Source organism: Pseudomonas sp. FGI182 (assembly GCF_000511325.1).
In the GTDB taxonomy this organism is placed as follows: domain Bacteria; phylum Pseudomonadota; class Gammaproteobacteria; order Pseudomonadales; family Pseudomonadaceae; genus Aquipseudomonas; species Aquipseudomonas putida_Z.
In genome coordinates, this window is sequence record NZ_CP007012.1 from 1,868,458 (window position 1) to 1,888,726 (window position 20,269).

The window sequence follows — 20,269 nt, forward strand, 5'->3', positions numbered from 1 at the left end:
GATCATGCAAATAGCCAACAAACACTTCATCGTCAGCGGCGCCGCCTCCGGGCTGGGTGCTGCCACCGCGCAGATGCTGGTCAAGGCCGGCGCCAAGGTCATGCTGGTCGACCTCAATGCCCAGGCCGTCGAAGCCAAGGCCCGCGAACTGGGCGAAAACGCCCGTTTCGCGGTGGCCGACATCAGCGACGAGCAGGCCGCCCAGGCGGCGGTCGATGCGGCCGTCAGCGCCTTTGGCAGCCTGCACGGGCTGGTCAACTGCGCCGGCATCGTCGGCGCCGAGAAAGTGCTGGGCAAGCAGGGCCCGCATGGCCTTGCCAGCTTTGCCAAGGTCATCAACGTCAACCTGATCGGCAGCTTCAACCTGCTGCGCCTGGCCGCCGCGGCCATGGCCGAAGGGGCTGCCGATGAGGGGGGCGAGCGCGGGGTGATCATCAACACCGCCTCCATCGCCGCCTATGACGGCCAGATCGGCCAGGCAGCCTACGCTGCTTCCAAGGGCGCCATCGCCAGCCTGACCCTGCCGACCGCCCGCGAACTGGCGCGCTTCGGCATCCGTGTGATGACCATTGCCCCGGGCATCTTCGAAACGCCGATGATGGCCGGCATGACCGAGGAAGTACGCGCCTCGCTGGCCGCTGGCGTGCCATTCCCACCGCGCCTGGGTCGCCCGCAGGAGTACGCCGCGCTGGCCCGCCACATCATCGAGAACAGCATGCTCAACGGCGAGGTGATCCGCCTCGACGGTGCACTGCGCATGGCTGCCAAGTAAGGAGAGCGAACATGACCCTCGCCAATGATCCGATCGTTATCGTCAGCGCCGTGCGCACGCCCATGGGTGGCTTGCAGGGCGACCTCAAGAGCCTGACAGCGCCGCAGCTGGGCAGCGCCGCCATCCGTGGTGCCGTCGAGCGCGCCGGCATCGATGCCGCCAGTGTCGAGCAGGTGCTGTTCGGCTGCGTGCTGCCGGCAGGCCAGGGCCAGGCACCGGCGCGCCAGGCCGCGCTGGGCGCCGGGCTGGACAAGCACACCACCTGCACCACCCTGAACAAGATGTGCGGTTCGGGCATGCAGGCGGCGATCATGGCCCATGACCTGCTGCTGGCCGGCACCGCCGATGTGGTGGTGGCCGGTGGCATGGAAAGCATGACCAACGCACCGTACCTGCTGGACAAGGCCCGTGGCGGCTACCGCATGGGCCACGGCAGGATCATCGACCACATGTTCATGGACGGCCTGGAAGACGCCTACGACAAGGGCCGCCTGATGGGCACCTTTGCCGAAGACTGCGCCCAGGCCAATGCCTTCAGCCGCGAAGCCCAGGACCAGTTCGCCATCGCCTCGCTGACCCGCGCCCAGGACGCTATCAAGAGCGGTCGCTTTGCTGCCGAGATCGTGCCGGTCGAGGTCACCGAGGGCAAGGAGAAGCGCGTCATCAAGGACGACGAACAACCGCCCAAGGCGCGCCTGGACAAGATCCCGCAGCTCAAGCCGGCCTTCCGCGAAGGCGGCACGGTGACCGCCGCCAACTCCAGCTCGATTTCCGACGGCGCTGCGGCGCTGGTGCTGATGCGCCGCTCCGAAGCCGACAAGCGCGGCCTCAAGCCGCTGGCGGTGATCCACGGCCACGCCGCCTTTGCCGACACCCCGGCACTGTTCCCGACCGCGCCGATCGGTGCCATCGACAAATTGATGAAACGCACGGGCTGGAACCTGGCAGAGGTCGACCTGTTCGAAATCAACGAGGCCTTCGCCGTGGTCACCCTGGCGGCCATGAAGCACCTCGACCTGCCGCACGACAAGGTCAATATCCATGGCGGCGCCTGCGCCCTCGGCCACCCGATCGGCGCTTCCGGCGCGCGCATTCTGGTGACCCTGCTGTCGGCCCTGCGCCAGAACAACCTGCGCCGTGGCGTGGCGGCCATCTGCATTGGCGGTGGCGAGGCCACGGCCATGGCTGTCGAATGCCTGTACTGAGGTGAACCATGCTGGTAACTGACGAGCAACAACAGATCGCCGACGCGGTACGCGCCTTTGCCCAGGAGCGCCTGAAGCCGTTTGCCGAGCAATGGGACAAGGAACACCGCTTCCCCAAGGAGGCCATCGAGGAGATGGCCGAGCTGGGCCTGTTCGGCATGCTGGTGCCGGAGCAGTGGGGCGGCAGCGACACCGGCTACGTGGCCTATGCCATGGCCCTGGAGGAAATCGCCGCCGGTGACGGCGCCTGCTCGACCATCATGAGCGTGCACAACTCGGTGGGCTGTGTGCCGATTCTGCGTTTTGGCAGCGAGCAGCAGAAGGAGCAGTTCCTCACCCCGTTGGCCAGCGGTGCGATGCTCGGCGCCTTCGCCCTGACCGAACCGCAGGCAGGCTCCGACGCCAGCAGCCTGAAGACCCGTGCACGTCTGGATGGCGACCACTACGTGCTCAATGGCAGCAAGCAGTTCATCACCTCCGGGCAGAACGCCGGGGTGGTGATCGTGTTTGCCGTGACCGACCCGGACGCCGGCAAGCGCGGCATCAGTGCCTTCATCGTGCCCACCGATTCGCCCGGCTACCAGGTGGCGCGGGTCGAGGACAAGCTCGGCCAGCACGCCTCCGACACCTGCCAGATCGTTTTCGACAATGTGCGCGTGCCGGTTGCCAACCGCCTGGGCGCCGAAGGCGAGGGCTACAAGATCGCCCTGGCCAACCTCGAAGGCGGCCGCATCGGCATAGCCTCGCAGGCGGTGGGCATGGCCCGCGCGGCGTTCGAAGTGGCGCGCGACTACGCCAACGAGCGGCAGAGCTTTGGCAAGGCGCTGATCGAGCACCAGGCGGTGGCCTTCCGCCTGGCCGACATGGCGACGAAGATTGCCGTGGCCCGGCAGATGGTGCTGCACGCTGCCGCGCTGCGCGATGCCGGGCGCCCGGCGCTGGTGGAAGCGTCGATGGCCAAGCTGTTTGCCTCGGAAATGGCCGAAAAGGTCTGTTCGGATGCCTTGCAGACCCTGGGCGGTTATGGCTATCTGAGTGACTTCCCGCTGGAGCGGATCTACCGCGACGTTCGGGTTTGCCAGATCTACGAAGGCACCAGCGACATTCAGCGCATGGTCATTGCGCGCAATCTTTGAAGGAGCAGACTGCATGGCATTCGAAACCATCCTGTTGGACATCCACGGCAAGGTCGGCCTGATCACCCTCAACCGCCCGCAGGCGCTGAACGCGCTGAACGCGCAGATCGTCGGCGAGATCAACCAGGCCCTGGACCAGCTCGAGCGCGATCCGAACATCGGCTGCGTGGTGCTGACCGGTTCCGCCAAGGCCTTTGCCGCTGGTGCCGACATCAAGGAAATGGCCGAGCTGCAATACCCGCAAATCTACGTTGACGACCTGTTCAGCGATTCCGACCGCATTGCCAACCGGCGCAAGCCGATCATTGCCGCGGTGTCCGGCTTTGCCCTGGGCGGCGGCTGCGAGCTGGCGATGATGTGTGACTTCATCCTGGCGGCGGACAATGCCAGGTTCGGCCAGCCGGAAATCAACCTTGGCGTGCTGCCGGGCATGGGCGGCACCCAGCGCCTGACCCGTGCGGTGGGCAAGGCCAAGGCCATGGAACTGTGCCTGACCGGTCGCCTGATGGGGGCTGAGGAAGCTGAGCGTGCTGGCCTGGTGGCGCGTATCGTGCCGCAGGCGGAGCTGGTGGAAGAGGCGCTGAAGGTGGCCGCGACCATTGCCAGCAAGTCGATTCCGGTGAGCATGATGGTCAAGGAGAGCGTCAACCGTGCGTTCGAAGTCACCCTTAGCGAGGGTGTACGCTTCGAGCGGCGGGTGTTCCATGCGGCGTTTGCTACCGAAGACCAGAAAGAGGGGATGGCTGCGTTCATTGCCAAGCGCGAGGCGCAGTTCAAGGACCGCTGATTCTGGTTGGGGATTTGCGCGGGGCCTCTGGGTGCATGCCTTGAGAGGTCCGGCGCCTGTGAGATCGAGCGCCGCCCGCGCGGCGCTTCGCAGCGCAAGGCTGCTCCTACATCTGTTTCGGGCCAGTAACGCCTGTACCAATGCGCGCGACCGCCTTGTTTGTCCGACACGATATCGAGGTGGACACCAAGGGGGCGCGCGCGTTCGCCTCAGGAATAATTGGCCCGAAATAAATGTAGGAGCAGCCTTGCGCTGCGAAGCGCCGCGCGGGCGGCGCTCGATCTCACAGGCGCTGAACATGTTGTGGCGAGCAATTGGTGACTCCTACTCAATCCCCCCATGCCCCACAGGCCCCTCTCCCAGGGCCAGCCATCCATGCACCGACCAGCGGATTCCGAGCAATGGAAGCAAATTCGCACCCAATTGCAGTTGCTCCACGCGACGCGGCGCCTTAGACTGCCGCCCCCTGTAAAAGAGTGCCGGTTGGCGCTTGAAGAATTCCGCTGCCGATGTCAAGGCGTCGGCGGCACCTGAATCGCCCAAATGCACATTTTTTCATAGAGAAATCGATGACCAAGGAACAGTTGCTGGCCATGTCGGCCGATGACTACATGAACGCTGACCAGCTGGCTTTCTTCGCTGGCCTGCTGCAGGCGATGAAAGTCGAAACCCATGAACGCATCGAGCTGAGCCGTGCCACCATCGAAGGCCTGGACACCCCGTCGGATCCTGCCGACGTGGCTTCGGTCGAAGAAGAGCGTAGCTGGCTGGTGAACGCCATCGACCGCGACCAGCGCCTGCTGCCGCAGCTGGAAATGGCCCTGGACCGTATTGCCGACGAAAGCTTCGGCTGGTGCGATGACAGCGGTGAACCAATCGGCCTGAAGCGTCTGCTGATCAGCCCGACCACCAAGTACTGCATCGAAGCCCAGGAGCGCCACGAGCAGCTCGACCGCCACCAGCGCCAGGTGTAACCCCGCGCGGTGTGCCAAGCCCCACGGAGCGATCCCTGGGGCTTTTTGCGTTTCTTGCCGGCCGCGGTTTTGTTGCCCTGCACGTAACACTGCTGTACCGGGATGCGCTGTTTCCGCGCCGTACGCAGGCGTATCATGGCTTTATCGTTAGGGTGCTAATTAAATTCCGGAGGGAATGATGAATAGCCGGGTCGATGTAGCCGTGATGATTGGTTCGGGGGTGCCCGCCACACTGCGTGCGCTGGGTAAACGCATCTGCTGGGTGGTGCTGGTCAATGGCGAACGCCGTGGTACCGCATTCGCCACCCGTGAAGAAGCGCTGGAGTGCCAGGCGGCCTGGCAGCAGCAGTTGAAGAAGGGCCTGGCGGCTTGAGTGCAGTGAGTGCTGCCGACGAGCGAACAGGGTGTCGTTCAGGGCGTTCCTCTGTAAGAAATGTACTTTGCCTCTCGACGAATTTCGGTGTTTTCGTGCATATTCTTCCCCCAGTAATGCGCTGATGGATTGCAGGGCCCGTTCTCACGCGCGCTCTGGCATTGCCTGTCGCATCTTTTCTGGCGGTTTTGCTGTCAGACATTACGCTTCCCGTATCGGGAATATGCCGAAAGCCTGTATTTGAGGCCAGATCTGGCAAGCCAGAGTAAAGATTCCTGCACGCTGCATCGCCAGCGTGCACAGACATTTCGCATATCGCTTCATTACTCTTTTCGCCTATCGATAAGAAATGGCCGTGCCTCACCGAGCTTGGGTGAGGGCGGGTTGTAACCGGTTGAGGATTACTTCATTGGCAGTCAGCACTCTTGATACCCATGCGTTGTTCGCCCTGGGCGACTTGCGCGGTAAATTGGCCCAGCTGTTCCAGGGCCGCTTTGTCTATGTCACCGAACAGAGTCCCGAAGGCCTGTACATGGCCGAAATCGACACCGAAAGCGCATTGGTCGTCGATGACAAGCAGCGGTTGGAACTGAAGGTGGGCGACCACTTTCGCGCCGCCGTACTGCCCAGTCGCGAAGGAGGCAAACTGGAAATGCGCTTTCGCGAAATCAAGCTGAACGTGTATGGCGTGGGCGACTATGCCTTCGTCTCGGTGCCCGAAGGCGAGGGCATCGTGTTCCGTGAAGGCCACGGTGTGATGCTGGTGTTCGCCGCTCAGCAACAAGTACAGGAAGGCCTGGGCAAGTTGCTCAAGGCGGTGACCGGCAAGGTTGCCAAATGGCGCAAAGGTGAGCTGACCACCTTCAAGGCCAGTGAATGACCCACAGTGACGACGCGCCCGCCACGCGTGCCGAGTTCCATCGGCAGCATCAGGCGGATGCCGTGGCCGAGGCCGAGCGTTTGCTGGTCAGGCGCGAAGAGTTGCAGGGCGCCTGGTTGAACTGGGTGGCAGGGGAATTGTATCGCCTCGGCCCGCCGCCTTATGCGGCCATGGTCCGGCGCGAGTTGCAGCGCCTGGCCCAAGGGTGAGGCGGCAACCTTTCAGTTACCGCGATCGCGGCCGCTGCTGACTTCTTCAGGTACCGGCTCTTTCGCCATGCGCTTGCGGAACAGCGCTGCCCGGGCCAGCAACAGTGTGGTCACCGGTACGGTGATCGACAGCAAGATCGGAATCAGCCAGGCGTGCAGCACCGGGGCGTCCTTGAGCCAGGAAAAGTAGATGATCGAGGCCAGTGCCACGCACCAGGCACCAATGGTCGAGGCCAGTGCCGGCGGGTGCATGCGCTGGAAGTAGTCCTTCAGCCGCAACAGGCCCACGGCACCGATCAGGGCGAACAGGCTGCCGGTCAGCAGCAGCGCGGCAGTGACCAGCTCCAGCCAGAAGGGGAGTTGCAGGGTTTCAGTCATTCGATCACCTCACCGCGCAGCAGGAACTTGGCCAGGGCAAACGAGCCAACGAAACCGAACAGCGCAATCAGCAGGGCACCTTCGAAGTAGGTGTCACTGGCATAACGGATTCCCAGTACCAGCATGGTCAGCATGGCCAGGATGTACAGGTAGTCCAGCGCCAGCACCCGGTCCTGGGCGGACGGGCCGCGGAACAGCCGGATAAGCGCCAGGGCCATGGCCAGGGCGAAGATGAACAGGCTGGCGAGGACAGCGTTGGCGAGCAGGCCTGTCATTGGAAAATCTCCATCAGCGGGCGTTCGTAGGTGTCCTTGAAGTGCTGGATGAAGGCCGCCTCATCGTCCAGGTCGAACACATGCAGCAGCAACACGCTGCGGTCCAGCGCCAGCTCGGACCAGACCGTGCCGGGCACTACCGTGGTAATCATCGACAGCGCCGCCAGGCCATGCGGGTCGCGCAGGGCCAGCGGGATGTGCACGAACGCCGAGCGCGGCGGCTGCTTGCCGGCGCGCAGCACGCCACGGGCAACCAGCAGGTTGGACATGATCACATCGATGCCGACCCGGCCAATCAGCCGTGCGATGGCCAGCGGCCGGCGCACATGGGCATGCTGCGGGCGCAGCGGTGCCATCAGCAGCGGCGCCAGCACGCCAAGCGCGGCAGCCAGCAGCAGGTTGCCGGGGCTGACCGACAGGTTCAGCAACAGCCACAGGCCGAACAGCGAAACCGATAACAACGGTGCGGGGAACAGTCGATTCATGGCTGCACCTGTACGTCGAGCGAGGTGGGGCCAGGAATCGGCCGAGCGGCCATCACGGCTTCGATATAGGCGTCGGGGGCCTGCAGGCTGGCGGCGGTGTCCTGGGTGTAACGCAGCAGCGGTTCGGCCTTGAAGCTGAGGATGATGCACAGGCCGAGCAGGATGACGATGGGCAGGCATTCATAGCGGCGCAGCACCGGCGACGGGCGTTCCTCAGGCTTCCAGAAACGCTGGATGCCGATGCGGCCGAAGGCGATCAGCGAGGCCATGCCAGACAGGATCAGCAACGCCACCAGGCCCCAGCCCGCCGTGCCCAGCGGCTGCTCGGCAGGTACGCCCAGCCCCTGCGGGTTGAACAGCGCGCTGATCAGGTTGAGCTTGCCGACAAAGCCCGACAGCGGCGGCATGCCGATGATCAGCAGGGCGCAGGCGATGAAGCTGAGGCCGAGGAAGGCCATGGTCCACGGGATGATCTGGCCGATCACCACCTTCTGCTCATCGTCGAGGTTGATGCCCTTGGGCGGGTGCAGTGATTCCAGCGGTGGCGGCATGGCGTCTTCTTCGTCGTCCAGCGGTGCTTCGTTGGCCGAGCGCGAACGTTCGACCAGTTCGGCGAGCAGGAACAACGCGCACAGCGCCAGGGTCGAGTTGACCAGGTAGAACAATGCCGCGCCGGTCAGCGCCGCTTGCGCAAAACCGACGGCGCCGAGCAGGGTGCCGGCCGAAACCAGGATGCTGAGGGCGGCCATGCGCTCCAGGCGCTGTGCGGCCAGGATCGACACCGCCGCCACCGCCAGGGTGACCAGGCCACCGTACACCAGCCATTCACCACCGAAGTGCGCCGAGGCCCCGGCCTGCCCGGAGAACAGCAGTGTCCACAGGCGCAGCACGGCATACAGGCCGACCTTGGTCATGATGGCGAACAGCGCAGCCACCGGCGCGCTGGCGGAGGCATAGGCCGGCACCAGCCAGAAGTTCAGCGGCCAGATGCCGGCCTTGACCAGGAAGGCCATGGCCAGGATCGCCGCGCCGGCGTGCAGCAGGCCGCGGTCGGCCTCCGGCACCAGCGGAATCTTCAGGGCCAGGTCGGCCATGTTCAGGGTGCCGGTCACGCCATACAGCATCGCTGCGCCGATCAGGAACAGTGACGAGGCGAACAGGTTGATGGCAATGTAATGCAGGCCGGCACGCACCCGGGCGCGGCCCGAGCCATGCAGCAGCAGGCCATAGGAAGCGGCCAGCAGCACCTCGAAGAACACGAACAGGTTGAACAGGTCGGCGGTGAGGAAGGCGCCGTACAGGCCCATTAGCTGGATCTGGAACAGTGCGTGGAAGCTGGCCCCGGCACCGTCCCAGCGGGCGCGGGCAAACAGCAGGGCACTGAAGCCGATGATGCCGGTGAGGGTCAGCAGCAGGGCCGACAGGTGGTCGACCACCAGCACGATGCCGAACGGCGCCGGCCAGTTGCCTGGCAGGTAGACACCGATCGATTCCGCCTGGCCCTGGGTGCGCACCCACAGTAGCAGGCTGACCGCGATGGCCAGGCCGGCGAAGGTCGACAGCAGGTTCAGCCGGGCTTTTATCTGCCGGTGTTTCTCGCCCAGCAGCAACATCACTGCCGCGGTCACCAGGGGCAGCAGGATGGGCGCGATGATCAATTGGCTCATGCCACTCATTCGTCACGCTCCCGGCCATCCACGTGGTCGGTACCGGTCAGGCCGCGCGAGGCCAGCAACACCACCAGGAACAGCGCGGTCATGGCGAAGCTGATGACGATGGCGGTGAGTACCAGGGCCTGCGGCAGCGGGTCGGTGTAGTGCAACAGGTCCTGGGGCACGCCGTCCTTGATGATCGGTTCCTTGCCGATGAACAGGCTGCCCATGCTGAAGATGAACAGGTTGACCCCGTACGACAGCAGGCACAGGCCCATGATCACCTGGTAGGTTCGCGGGCGCAGGATCAGCCACACCCCCGAGGCGGCCAGAACGCCGATGGCAACTGCAATCACTTCTTCCATCAGGCGGCTCCTGCTTGGCTGGTTTTCGCCGGGTTGCCCGGGCGGTAGGCGCGCACCGACTGGTGCGCCAGGGCAGTGAGGATCAGCAGGGTCGAGCCGACCACCACGGTAAACACGCCGACATCGAAGAACAGCGCGCTGGCCACGTGCACATCGCCGAGCAACAGCAGGTGCAGGTGGGCGGTATGGGTGGTGAGGAACGGGTAGCCCAGCAGCATGGCGCCCGCGCCGGTCAGGGTTGCGCACAGCAGCCCGGTGCCCATCCAGCGCAGCGGGCGCAGGCTCATCTGCGCCTCGACCCACTGGGTGCCGGCCACCATGTACTGCAGGATAAACGCCACCGACATCACCAGGCCGGCGACAAAGCCGCCACCGGGCTGGTTGTGGCCACGCATGAACAGGTACATCGACACCAGCAGGGCGATCGGCAGCAGCAGGCGCACCAGCACCGCAGGCACCATCATGAAGCCCAGGGCGGTGTCGGTGGCATGCCGAGGGTTGATCAGGTCGGTGACCACGTCGGGTGCCAGCTGGCGCTGCTGCGCCGGCAGTTGCATGCTTTCCTTCGGCGGGCGGAAGCGCCGCAGCAGGGCGAACACGGTCAGCGCCACGGCCACCAGCACGGTGATTTCACCGAGGGTATCGAAACCACGGAAGTCGACCAGCATGACATTGACCACGTTGGTGCCACCGCCCTGGGGCAGGGCCCGGCTCAGGTAGAACGAGGAAATGTCGTTCGGCGTCGGCCGGGTGAGCATGGCGTAGGACAGCACGGCCATGCCGCCACCTACCAGCACCGCCAGCAGCAGGTCGCGTAGGCGGCGCATGCGCGCACGCTCCAGGCTGCCCGGCAGCGGCGATACGCCTTCGATCCGCCGCGGCAGCCAGCGCAGGCCGAGCAGGATCAGTACGGTGGTGACCACTTCCACCACCAGCTGGGTCAGGGCCAGGTCGGGCGCGGAGAACCAGACGAAGGTGATGCAGGTCATCAGGCCGCAGACGCTGACCATGATCAACGCCGCCAAACGGTGATACTTGGCCTGGTAGGCGGCGCCGATGGCGCAGGCAATGGCGATCAGCCACAGCGCGACGAACACGCCCGAGCCTGGAATCTTCGGCCGGTCACCCCAGCTCAGGCCGCTGTAGAGCATGGGGGTGAGGCCGGCGAGGAAGGCGGCGAGCACCAGCATGAACAGCTGCGACTGCAGGCGGCGGCTGGTGAGCAGGCGCTCGATGCGCCGCGCCAGCAGCATCAGTTGCACCTGGCCGTGTTCGAACAGGCGCTTGCCGTTGAAACGCTCGATCACTGGCGGGTAGGGGAAGCGGCCCAGGCGCAGCTGCTTGCGCAGCAGCAGATACAGCACGATACCGCCGCTCATGGCCACCAGGCTCATGATCAGCGGCGCGTTCCAGCCATGCCAGATGGCCAGGCTGTATTCCGGCAGGGTGCCGCCCACCACCGGCAGGGCGGCGGCGGCCAGCAGCGGGCCGACCGACTGGGCAGGGAAGATGCCCACCACCAGGCAGGTAAGCACCAGCAGTTCGACCGGCGCACGCATCCAGCGTGGCGGTTCGTGCGGGGTGTGCGGGAGGTCCTGCGCCGTGGGGCCGAAGAACACATCGACGGTGAAACGCAGGGCATAGGCCACGCTGAAGGTGCCGGCCAGGGTGGCGATCACCGGCAGCGTGGCCTCGACCCAGGCAGTGGAGCTGATGAACACCGTTTCGGCGAAGAACATTTCCTTGGACAGGAAACCGTTCATCAACGGCACGCCGGCCATCGAGGCGCTGGCCACCATGGCCAGGGTGGCGGTGTATGGCACCAGGCGTATCAGCCCGCTGAGGCGGCGGATGTCACGGGTACCGCTTTCGTGGTCGATGATGCCGGCGGCCATGAACAACGAGGCCTTGAAGGTGGCGTGGTTGAGAATGTGGAACACCGCCGCGACGGCGGCCAGCGGGCTGTTCAGGCCCAGCAGCAGGGTAATCAGGCCCAGGTGGCTGATGGTCGAGTACGCCAGCAGGCCCTTGAGGTCGTTCTGGAACATGGCGGCGAAGGCGCCGAGCAGCAGGGTGAGGGCGCCGGCACCGCCGACGATCCAGAACCACTCCTCGCTGCCCGACAGCACCGGCCACAGGCGCGCCAGCAGGAACACCCCGGCCTTGACCATGGTCGCCGAGTGCAGGTAAGCCGATACCGGGGTGGGCGCTGCCATGGCATGGGGCAGCCAGAACTGGAAGGGGAATTGTGCGCTCTTGCTCAGGGCGCCGATGAGGATCAGTGGCAGCAGCACCGGGTACAGCGCATGCTCGCGGATGGTGTTGCCGGCAGCCAGGACCTTGTCCAGGTCGTAGCTGCCGACCACATGGCCGAGCAGCAGGGCACCCACCAGCAGGCACAAGCCGCCCGCGCCCGTGACCATCAGCGCCATGTAGGCGCCGCGGCGGGCGTCGGCACGGTGGTGCCAGTAACCGATCAGCAGGAACGAGAACAGGCTGGTGAGTTCCCAGAAGAACACCAGCTGGATCAGGTTGCCGGAGATCACCAGGCCGAGCATGGCGCCCATGAACGCGAGGAAGAAGGCGAAGAAGCGCGGCACCGGGTCCTGTGGCGACATGTAGTAGCGGGCATACAGCGACACCAGCGTACCGATGCCCAGCACCAGCAGCGAGAACAGCCAGGCGAAGCCGTCCATGCGCAGCACCAGGTTCAACCCCAGGCTGGGCAGCCAGAGGAATTCTTCGCGAATCACGCCACCGTGGGCAACCTGAGGGTACAGCAGTGCTACCTGGACAGTGCCGACCAGGGCCACGAGCCCGGCGAGAATGGACTCCGCGTTACGTGCGTTGTGCGGCAGCACGGCTGCCAGGCAACTGCCCACGAACGGCAGAAGCAATAGCACTATCAATGACATAGCGTTCTATTCTGGAGAAGTTTGCAAAGAATCATACGTGCCGAGGGGTTGATCACCAACACGCAAGCTGTCGCAGAATCCTACAAACAGGCTGTGACAAGCTGTTTTTTTATAACAGATTCTTACAAAGCATAGCCGCAGTTGGCGGCTTTACAGGCCAGCCTGGCGTTCGCCTTCATCCTGCACGTCCCGTGCTTCGGCCACCTCGCGCGGGCGGCGTACCTTGAGTTCGCTGACCACCACCGCGATCACGATCAGCAGGCCGCCGAGCAGTGCCACGCCCGGCAGGCGCTCACCGGCGATGCGCCCGACGATCCCGGCCCATACCGGTTCGCCGGCATAGATGAGGGTGGCGCGGGTGGGCGAGACCGACTTCTGCGCCCAGTTCATTGCCACCTGGATCACCGCGCTCATGGCGCCCAACCCCACGGCACTGGCCAGCAGCAGCCAGGAAAAGTCGGGTATGCGCTCCTGGGTCGGCACGATCATCAGGAACGCCAGCAGCGAGGCGGTTGCCAGCTGCACCACGGTGACCCGGCGCACATCGACCTGGCCCGCGTAGCGGCTGATCAGGATGATTTCGCCGGCAATGGCCACGGCGCTGACCAGGGTTACCAGCTCGCCTTCGCTGAAGTGCAGGCTGCCACCCTCAGGGCCGGCCAGCAGCATCAGGCCGATGAACGCCAGGGCAATACCGATGCTGGGCATCAGGCCGGGGCGCCGGCCCAGCACCAGCCATTGCAGCAGCGGCACGAACGGCACGTACAGCGCGGTGATGAACGCCGACTGGCTGCTGCTGATGGTTTGCAGGCCCATGGTCTGCAGGCCGTAGCCGAGCATGATCGACACCCCGATCAGCATGCCGGCCTTCAGTTCGGTGAAGGTCAGCCCCGGCAGCGCCCGCGCCGAGACCACCCCGACGAACAGCGCGGCTGCAGCGAAGCGCAGGCCGACGAAGAACATCGGGCCGCTGACGGTCATCACGTTGTGCACCAGCAGGAAGGTGCCGCCCCACAGCATGGTGATGAACACCAGCACCAGTTCGGCCTTGCTCAGGCGAAAGGCAACGGCAGGGGTCGGTTTGCTGCTGGGCTGGCTCATGGTCTTGCGCACTCGGAGGGGGCGGCGCACAATCGCCGCAAAGTGGGCAGTATACTGCGCAATACCGACCAGTGAGCAATATAGTGCACAAAGATTCCTCGCACCGGGCATCGGTGCTGCAACATGTCAGCCTCAATGTACGCAGCCTGCGCAATGCCACGGGCATGAGCCAGACGGCGCTGGCGGAACGCTCCGGTGTCAGTCGGCGCATGCTGGTGGCGATCGAGGCGGGCGAAAAGAATGTCAGCCTGACTACCCTCGACCTGATTGCCGAAGCCTTGGGCGTGGCTTTCAGTACCCTGATCCAGGCACCTGACCAGCGTGATCCCGGGCGCATCGAAGAGTTGGCCTGGGCCGGGGAGCACCCGCAGAGCCGGGCGGTGCTGCTGGGCAGCAGTGTGGCGCGGCGCGAGGTGGAGCTGTGGGAATGGACCCTGGCACCGGGCGAGTGCTATTCCAGCGAGGCTGATGCCGAGGGCTGGAGCGAGCAGATCTATGTGGCGCAAGGGCAACTGACGCTGATTATCGAAGGGGCCGAGCATCGCCTGCAGGTCGGGCAGTTCCATGTGTTTCCCAGCAATTGCCGGTATGCCTATCGCAACGATGGGGCGGTTGCGGTGCGGTTTGTGCGCAATGTGGTGATCTAAGAGCGCGCAGGGCTGCACCACCTGTGGGAGCGGGCATGCCCGCGAACACCGGCGGAGCCGGTGCCATCCTCCGCGTCGCCTGATTCGCGGGCACGCCCGCTCCCACAGGTGCTGAGCAAGCCTGATCAGCTATTCAGCAACTCATCGGTCCTGACCACCTTGGCATAGGCAAACGCCAACGCCGCCATCACCGAATCATGCACCTGCGCCGCCGGCACCTGCTTGCCATCGAACTCCAGTGGCAGTGTGGCACAGGCGTCGTGCGCCACGGTCACGTCGTAACCGAGGTCGGCCGCGGCCCGGATGGCGGCGTCGATGCACATGTGGCTCATGCTGCCGACGATGGTCAGGGCCTCGACGCCATGCCGGTCCAGCGTGTGCTCAAGGTCGGTGCCGAGGAAGGCGTTGACCTTGTGCTTGAGCACCACCGGTTCACCGGCCTGAGGCTCGACCTTGGCATGGATCGCCGCACCCTGCGAGCCTGGCGCGAAGAACGGCGCATCGGCGCTGTCGAACTCATGCCGCACATGTACCACCAGGTCGCCCCGTTGACGCGCCGCCGCCAACAGGCGGGCAGCATTGTCGGCCGCCTGGTCGGCACCATCGAGGGTCCATTTGCCGCCCGGGAAGTAGTCGTTCTGGATGTCGATGATGATCAGCGCCTGCTTGCTCATGCTGCCTCCTGTGGCAGTAGTCGTTGGATGACGTTAGTTATAGGCTGTGTGCACTGACCTGAGGATTGGCGCGAACGACACTATGCAGGCAAAAACTGACAACCCCGCCAGCCTGGACATCGGCCTGCTGCTGTACCCCGGCGCGCAACGTGCTGCCGTGCATGGGCTGGCCGACCTGTTCCTGGTGGCCAATCGGGTGGTTGCCGAACTGGGGGCCGTCGTGTTGCCATCGGTGCGTATCAGCTTCTGGCAGGCAGACGAGGCGGGGCAGTTGCAGCCTGCCCCTGAGAGCCCACCTGCCGCCGCGGCCGATCTGCGGGTGCTGATCATTCCGCCGAGCCTGGAGTCGGCACCTCAGGGTGAGCTGCTTGAGCGCCATCGTGCGTCGTTATGCCAGTTGCACGGGCACGGCACGGTGCTGGCGTCGGTGTGCATCGGGGTGTTCTTCATCGCCGCTAGTGGCCTGCTCGACGGGCGCCCGGCCTGCACCCACTGGAACTACGTGCATTCGCTTGCCCAGCGTTTTCCCAAGGTGCGGGTCGAGGCCCAGCAACCGTTGCTGGACGATGGCGACATCGTCACCTCGGCCGGGTTGATGGCCTGGACCGACCTGGGCTTGCGCTTGCTGGAGCGCTTCATGGGCGCGACGGTGGCGCGGGAAACTGCCCGCTACCTGGCGGTCGACCCGGTCGCGGCGCCACTGCCCGGTGCAGTGTTCAATCCACGCCTGGACCATGGCGATGAGGCGGTGCTGAAAGTGCAGCACTGGTTGCAGGGCAACGGTGGGCAGGATGCCGACCTGGCCAGCATGGCAGCGTGCGCGGGGCTGGAGGAACGCACCTTCCTGCGGCGTTTTCGTGCTGCCACGGGGCTACGGCCAACCGAGTACTGCCAGCAGGTGAGGGTGGGGCGGGCGTGCCGCTTGCTGGAGTTCACCCGGCGCAATGTCGAGCAGATCGCCTGGGGCGTCGGTTACCAGGACCCGGGAGCGTTTCGCAAGGTGTTTCAGCGCATCACCGGCCTGACCCCGAGTGATTACCGGCGGCGCTTCGCGGTATCGGGTTAGGGCACGGGGGCGTTCCCAGTGCGGAAAACCGCTTGACCTTGACATAACTTGAGGTTTTACCCTGCTCGGCATCGCGCTGTAGGCGTCCGTCACCAGGAGACCGTTCATGACGGCAACATCCCATGCCCTGTGGTTTACCCAGATGATCGAATACGAAGTACCCGGCAGGTTCCAGCAGGCGTTGGCCCAGGCGCTGGTGGCGCGCAGCGAAGCGCTGGCCGCGCGTTGCGAAGGGCTGCAGGGTGTCAGTATCCAGGCCAGCGACGATGGCAGCCGGGTGCTGCAGTACCTGCAATGGCAGTCCCGCCAGGCGTGGGCAGCGGCGGCCGTTTATTTCGTCGGGGAACCTTTCCTCGAACTGCTTGGCCAGCATCAGGCGCGTGGGGTCAACTTTGCTGCCTACCAGACCCTGCGTAGCCTGGTGCGCGGCGCCGATGGCGGCCTGCATTGTCAGGTGGGCGAGCCTCAGGCATACCAGGGCGCGTAGTGCGGGTAGCGGTCCAGGCGGGCGCCAACGACCATTTCACTGATCCATGCCGCCAGGATCGAACTGTAGGCTTTCTGGCTCTCTTCGCTGGACAACGCGTGGTCGGCACCGTCGACGATGCGGTGGGTGAGCGAATGGGCGCTGACGAATGCCGAGCGGTAGCTCATCAAGGTGCTGTGCGGCACATAGTCGTCCTGCTCGGACTCCACCAGCAGTACATCGCCACCGAACTCGGCACAGGCTGCCAGTGCGCGGTTGTCCGCCGGGCCGAGCGGGCGCTGGCGGTAGGCGTTCAACCGTTGCCGGTCGAGGGTTTGCTTGGGGAGGTTCCATTCGTCGTCCCAGTACATCGCGGGTACCCGCAGGGCCAGCCATTTGACCGGCCGCTCACGGGTCAGCAGGGTGGCCAGGTAGCCGCCGTAGCTGCTGCCGATGATGGCGATGGCACTGGTGTCGACGGCCGGGTGGCTTACCAGCCGGTCGTAGGCCACCAGCAGGTCGGTCAGGTTCTGTTCGCGGGTGACCGTCAGCCGTTGGCTTTCGGTTTTTTCGTGGCCGCGCAGGTCGAAGGTCATGCACACGCAGCCCAGCCCGGTGATATGCCGGGCGCGGGCCAGGTCGCGTTGCTGGCTGCCACCCCACCCGTGGACGAAGAGGATGCCGGGCATCTTGCTGCCGGGGCTGACCAGGGTGCCGACGATGCTGTCATCCTCGACCTGCAGTTCAACGGTTTCACTCTGAATGGTCATGTTCACGAATCCGCGCGAATTTGCTGAGTTGTCCGAGTTCACTGTCGTTTCCTTGGTAAAAGAGGGTGGCGTCAGTGGGCAGTTCGGGGGTGCCGAACACTTCATGGGTAGAGGCACGCACCCGTTGCAATGCCGGGTCGTCGGCGAACGCCTGCAAGGCCAGCAGCTCGGCACTGCTGGCTCCGCCCAGGCGCCAGGATTGCTCGAGTACGCCGCTGCGCAGGTGGCCCAGGGGGTTGACGCCGCGGGCGATGTCGTAGTTGCGCCGTGAGGCGATGAAGCCGGGGAAGTGCTGCTCGGCGGCCTGCTCGTAGGCCATCGCCTGGTTGATGGCCAGGCGCAGCGGCTCGTCCAGCGGCAGTTGCAGCAGTGCCTGGTAGTCACCGCGCACCACTACCAGGTCGGAGCCGCCATACACTTCCGTGCCCTGGTGGTCGCGGGTCAGTTGCTGGGTACCGTGATAGCTGCAGGTCAGGCCGGCGACACGTACCTGGCCGACGCTGAAGGTTTGCACTTCGCTCAGGTCTTCCTCGAGCACCAGCCCCCACAGCGCAAGGTCCTGGTCATCCATGCCGGCCAGCAGCGGTTCCAGCTCATCGGCCGTGGTGATGACCTGTTGCCCACGGCCGGCGCAGGCCAGTACCGGCTTGATTCGCAACGGGCCGTCCGTCAATAACAGCTGTGCGGCGGTGCGCGCATCAGCCTTGCTGAACACGGTGTAGCCGCGCAGCAGGGCGTCGCTGGCTTGGCGGGCGAAGGCATCGGTCCAGCCCGGCGGGAAACTGGCCCCGGCCGGCAACGGGTGGGAGATCGCCTTGGTCGCCATGTAGGGGTGTGCGACCAGGCCACCGAACAGGTCCTGCTCGCTGCAGATGCCCAGGGCGGCATGGCGCTTGGGGTCGACCAGGGTTTCGGTGGGCAGGTAGTAGTAGCCATCGGTGGCGCTTGGTGGCTGGCTGGGTTGCACGTGTGGGCAGCCCAGCAGGCGGGCCAGGCCATCGGCAAGCTTCAGGTGCACGGCATGCTCGTGGTCGGGGGTGTGCGCTCGGGTGTCGAGCAGCACCACGCCGCTTTTAGGGGCGCAGGCATTGGGCATGGTCATTTGCCTGTGTGCAATGAATGTACTGAGTGTGAAGCCGGTGCTTTGAGGAAGTTCAGCGGAACTTGATCGGTGGTCCTGGCCCGTCTGTAGGAAATGTCCGGTATGCGAAGGGCGTGACGGGCAATGCATGCCGTGTGTCGGTCGCCACGATTGCAGGGCTTCGGCGGCTGTTCCATTATCGGCGCACTGGATAAACCGTGATGTAGCCGCAGGAGAGCGCATGAACGTTCAGACCACCTTTGGGCAAAGCGTGCCGCAGCGCCTGGCGCAGGTTCGCCAGGCCATGGCCGCAGAGGGCATCGATGCCTTGCTGGTACCCTCGGCCGACCCCCATCTTTCCGAATACCTGCCCGGTTACTGGCAAGGGCGCCAGTGGCTGTCGGGTTTCCACGGCTCGGTCGGCACGCTGGTGGTCACGGCTGACTTTGCCGGGCTGTGGGTCGATAGCCGCTACTGGGAACAGGCGGAACACGAGCTGGCTGGCAGCGGCATCGAGCTGATGAAGCTTTTGCCGGGCAAGCCTGGTGCGCTGGAATGGCTGGGCGAGCACGTCGAGACCAATGGCAGCGTGGCGGTAGACGGTGCGGTCATGGCCCTGGCTTCGGCGCGCCAGCTTGGCGACCGGCTGAAGGCGCGCGGGGCGCGACTGGTGACGGACAAGGACCTGCTGGGCCAGGTATGGGAAGGGCGCCCGGCGCTGCCAGGCAACCCGGTCTACCAGCATTTGCCACCGCACGCCACGGTAAGCCGTGCGGAGAAGCTGGCGCAGTTGCGCCAGAGCGTGCAGACCAAGGGGGCCGACTGGCATTTCATCGCTACCCTGGATGACATTGCCTGGCTGTTCAACCTGCGCGGTAGCGATGTGTCCTATAACCCGGTGTTCGTCGCCTTTGCCTTGATCAGCCAGCAGCAGGCCATCCTGTTCGTCGGCCAGGACAAGCTCGACGAACATCTACGCCAGGTGCTGGCGGCCGACGGTATCGAGGCGCGCGACTACGCCGAAGCAGGCAATGCCCTTGCCGCCATGCCGGCCGGCAGCCGATTGCTGGTCGACCCGGCCCGGGTAACCTGCGGCCTGCTGGATAACCTGCCGGCCGGGGTGGAACTGGTCGAGGGGCTCAACCCCAGCACCCTGAGCAAGTCGTGCAAAGGTGATGACGATCTGGTGCACATCCGCCAGGTGATGGAGCAGGACGGCGCGGCCTTGTGCGAGTTCTTCGCCTGGCTCGAGGCCAACCTCGGTCGGGAGCGGGTTACCGAACTGACGGTCGACGAGCAGTTGAGTGCCGCGCGTGCCCGCCGCCCAGGCTTCGTGTCGTTGAGCTTCTCGACCATTGCCGCCTTCAATGGCAATGGCGCGATGCCGCATTACCGTGCCACCGAGCAGTCGCATGCGGTCATCGAGGGCGATGGTCTGCTGCTGATCGATTCGGGCGGGCAGTACCTTGGCGGTACCACCGACATCACCCGCATGGTGCCGGTGGGCAACCCGAGCCTTGCACAGAAGCAGGATTGCACGCGCGTACTCAAAGGCATGATCGCCCTGTCGCGGGCCACCTTCCCGCGTGGCGTGCTGTCGCCGTTGCTCGATGCCATTGCCCGGGCACCGATCTGGGCTGACCAGGTGGATTACGGCCACGGCACCGGGCATGGGGTGGGTTACTTCATGAATGTGCACGAGGGGCCGCAGGTCATTGCCTACCAGGCGGCGCCCACGCCGCAGACCGCGATGCAGGTGGGCATGATCAGCTCGATCGAGCCGGGCACGTACCGCCCAGGGCAGTGGGGTGTGCGCATCGAGAACCTGGTGGTCAACCGCGAGGCCGGCAAGAGCGCCTTCGGCGACTTCCTGAACTTCGAGACCCTGACGCTGTGCCCGATCGATACCCGCTGCCTGGTGCCCGAACTGCTGGCCAGGGAAGAGGTGGACTGGTTGAACGGCTATCACGCCACGGTACGCGAGCGCCTGGCACCGTTGCTCAAGGGTGACGCGCTGGCCTGGCTGGAAGCGCGTACCGCGCCCTTGTAAGGTGGCAA

22 protein-coding genes are annotated in these 20,269 nt (G+C 65.1%); 12 read left to right on the plus strand and 10 right to left on the minus strand.

What is annotated here, in order from left to right; translation table 11 throughout:
• Window positions 1-4 precede the first annotated feature (4 nt).
• The 8 genes from C163_RS08345 to C163_RS08380 all read left to right on the plus strand — a co-directional run bounded on the left by C163_RS08345 (window position 5) and on the right by C163_RS08380 (window position 6,336).
• Window positions 5-772, plus strand: a complete 768-nt coding sequence (locus C163_RS08345) for an SDR family NAD(P)-dependent oxidoreductase (protein ID WP_025338374.1) — start codon at window positions 5-7, stop codon at window positions 770-772.
• 11 nt (window positions 773-783) lie between these two features.
• Window positions 784-1,977 (plus strand): acetyl-CoA C-acyltransferase, encoded by a 1,194-nt coding sequence (locus tag C163_RS08350; protein WP_024086601.1) that lies wholly within the window; start codon window positions 784-786, stop codon window positions 1,975-1,977.
• 8 nt (window positions 1,978-1,985) lie between these two features.
• Window positions 1,986-3,113 (plus strand): acyl-CoA dehydrogenase, encoded by a 1,128-nt coding sequence (locus C163_RS08355; protein ID WP_025338375.1) that lies wholly within the window; start codon window positions 1,986-1,988, stop codon window positions 3,111-3,113.
• A 13-nt stretch (window positions 3,114-3,126) separates the two neighbouring features.
• Window positions 3,127-3,900: an enoyl-CoA hydratase gene (locus C163_RS08360; protein ID WP_013971834.1), complete on the plus strand. Its 774-nt coding sequence runs from the start codon at window positions 3,127-3,129 to the stop codon at window positions 3,898-3,900.
• Window positions 3,901-4,469: 569 nt separating this feature from the next.
• The gene (locus tag C163_RS08365; RefSeq protein ID WP_003259022.1) at window positions 4,470-4,874 is read left to right on the plus strand and encodes a TraR/DksA C4-type zinc finger protein; all 405 of its coding nucleotides are present in this window, start codon (window positions 4,470-4,472) and stop codon (window positions 4,872-4,874) included.
• A 178-nt stretch (window positions 4,875-5,052) separates the two neighbouring features.
• Window positions 5,053-5,247, plus strand: a complete 195-nt coding sequence (locus tag C163_RS08370) for a hypothetical protein (protein ID WP_025338376.1) — start codon at window positions 5,053-5,055, stop codon at window positions 5,245-5,247.
• A 409-nt stretch (window positions 5,248-5,656) separates the two neighbouring features.
• Window positions 5,657-6,127: a hypothetical protein gene (locus tag C163_RS08375; RefSeq protein ID WP_003259020.1), complete on the plus strand. Its 471-nt coding sequence runs from the start codon at window positions 5,657-5,659 to the stop codon at window positions 6,125-6,127.
• Entirely contained in the window at window positions 6,124-6,336 is a 213-nt protein-coding gene (locus C163_RS08380; protein ID WP_025338377.1) for a hypothetical protein, read from the plus strand. The genes C163_RS08375 and C163_RS08380 overlap by 4 nt, the downstream gene beginning before the upstream one ends.
• Window positions 6,337-6,348: 12 nt before the next feature.
• On the opposite strand, the gene C163_RS08385 is transcribed toward C163_RS08380, so the two are convergent.
• The 7 genes from C163_RS08385 to C163_RS08415 all read right to left on the minus strand — a co-directional run bounded on the left by C163_RS08385 (window position 6,349) and on the right by C163_RS08415 (window position 13,507).
• Window positions 6,349-6,714: a Na+/H+ antiporter subunit G gene (locus C163_RS08385; protein ID WP_025338378.1), complete on the minus strand. Its 366-nt coding sequence runs from the start codon at window positions 6,712-6,714 to the stop codon at window positions 6,349-6,351.
• Window positions 6,711-6,989, minus strand: coding sequence for a K+/H+ antiporter subunit F (locus tag C163_RS08390; protein ID WP_003259015.1), 279 nt, complete (start codon window positions 6,987-6,989; stop codon window positions 6,711-6,713). Before C163_RS08390 ends, C163_RS08385 begins: the two co-directional genes overlap by 4 nt.
• On the minus strand, window positions 6,986-7,474 hold the full coding sequence (locus tag C163_RS08395; protein WP_025338379.1) for a Na+/H+ antiporter subunit E: 489 nt from the start codon (window positions 7,472-7,474) through the stop codon (window positions 6,986-6,988). The genes C163_RS08390 and C163_RS08395 overlap by 4 nt, the downstream gene beginning before the upstream one ends.
• Window positions 7,471-9,150 (minus strand): monovalent cation/H+ antiporter subunit D, encoded by a 1,680-nt coding sequence (locus C163_RS08400; protein ID WP_025338380.1) that lies wholly within the window; start codon window positions 9,148-9,150, stop codon window positions 7,471-7,473. Before C163_RS08400 ends, C163_RS08395 begins: the two co-directional genes overlap by 4 nt.
• Window positions 9,147-9,491 carry a Na+/H+ antiporter subunit C gene (locus C163_RS08405; RefSeq protein WP_013971840.1) on the minus strand — a complete coding sequence of 115 codons (345 nt, stop codon included), beginning with the start codon at window positions 9,489-9,491 and terminating at the stop codon, window positions 9,147-9,149. The genes C163_RS08400 and C163_RS08405 overlap by 4 nt, the downstream gene beginning before the upstream one ends.
• On the minus strand, window positions 9,491-12,406 hold the full coding sequence (locus C163_RS08410) for a monovalent cation/H+ antiporter subunit A (RefSeq protein WP_025338381.1): 2,916 nt from the start codon (window positions 12,404-12,406) through the stop codon (window positions 9,491-9,493). The genes C163_RS08405 and C163_RS08410 overlap by 1 nt, the downstream gene beginning before the upstream one ends.
• A 150-nt stretch (window positions 12,407-12,556) precedes the next feature.
• Window positions 12,557-13,507: a DMT family transporter gene (locus tag C163_RS08415; protein WP_025338382.1), complete on the minus strand. Its 951-nt coding sequence runs from the start codon at window positions 13,505-13,507 to the stop codon at window positions 12,557-12,559.
• An 83-nt stretch (window positions 13,508-13,590) separates the two neighbouring features.
• Between C163_RS08415 and C163_RS08420 the strand changes: the two genes are divergently transcribed.
• Window positions 13,591-14,154 carry a helix-turn-helix domain-containing protein gene (locus tag C163_RS08420; RefSeq protein ID WP_025338383.1) on the plus strand — a complete coding sequence of 188 codons (564 nt, stop codon included), beginning with the start codon at window positions 13,591-13,593 and terminating at the stop codon, window positions 14,152-14,154.
• A gap of 125 nt (window positions 14,155-14,279) precedes the next feature.
• On the opposite strand, the gene C163_RS08425 is transcribed toward C163_RS08420, so the two are convergent.
• Window positions 14,280-14,828, minus strand: coding sequence for a cysteine hydrolase family protein (locus C163_RS08425; protein ID WP_025338384.1), 549 nt, complete (start codon window positions 14,826-14,828; stop codon window positions 14,280-14,282).
• A gap of 82 nt (window positions 14,829-14,910) precedes the next feature.
• Here C163_RS08425 and C163_RS08430 point away from each other — a divergent pair, with 82 nt between their 5' ends.
• Window positions 14,911-15,894 (plus strand): GlxA family transcriptional regulator, encoded by a 984-nt coding sequence (locus C163_RS08430; protein WP_025338385.1) that lies wholly within the window; start codon window positions 14,911-14,913, stop codon window positions 15,892-15,894.
• 106 nt (window positions 15,895-16,000) lie between these two features.
• Window positions 16,001-16,381, plus strand: coding sequence for an antibiotic biosynthesis monooxygenase (locus C163_RS08435; protein WP_025338386.1), 381 nt, complete (start codon window positions 16,001-16,003; stop codon window positions 16,379-16,381).
• Here the strand turns inward: C163_RS08435 and C163_RS08440 are convergent.
• Entirely contained in the window at window positions 16,360-17,130 is a 771-nt protein-coding gene (locus C163_RS08440) for a S9 family peptidase (RefSeq protein WP_025338387.1), read from the minus strand. The two genes, C163_RS08435 and C163_RS08440, sit on opposite strands and share 22 nt — an antisense overlap.
• Window positions 17,114-18,232 (minus strand): DUF3182 family protein, encoded by a 1,119-nt coding sequence (locus tag C163_RS08445; protein WP_025338388.1) that lies wholly within the window; start codon window positions 18,230-18,232, stop codon window positions 17,114-17,116. Before C163_RS08445 ends, C163_RS08440 begins: the two co-directional genes overlap by 17 nt.
• 220 nt (window positions 18,233-18,452) lie before the next feature.
• Here C163_RS08445 and C163_RS08450 point away from each other — a divergent pair, with 220 nt between their 5' ends.
• A complete protein-coding gene (locus C163_RS08450; protein WP_025338389.1) occupies window positions 18,453-20,261 on the plus strand; it encodes an aminopeptidase P family protein in 1,809 nt (602 codons plus the stop codon).
• Window positions 20,262-20,269 lie beyond the last annotated feature (8 nt).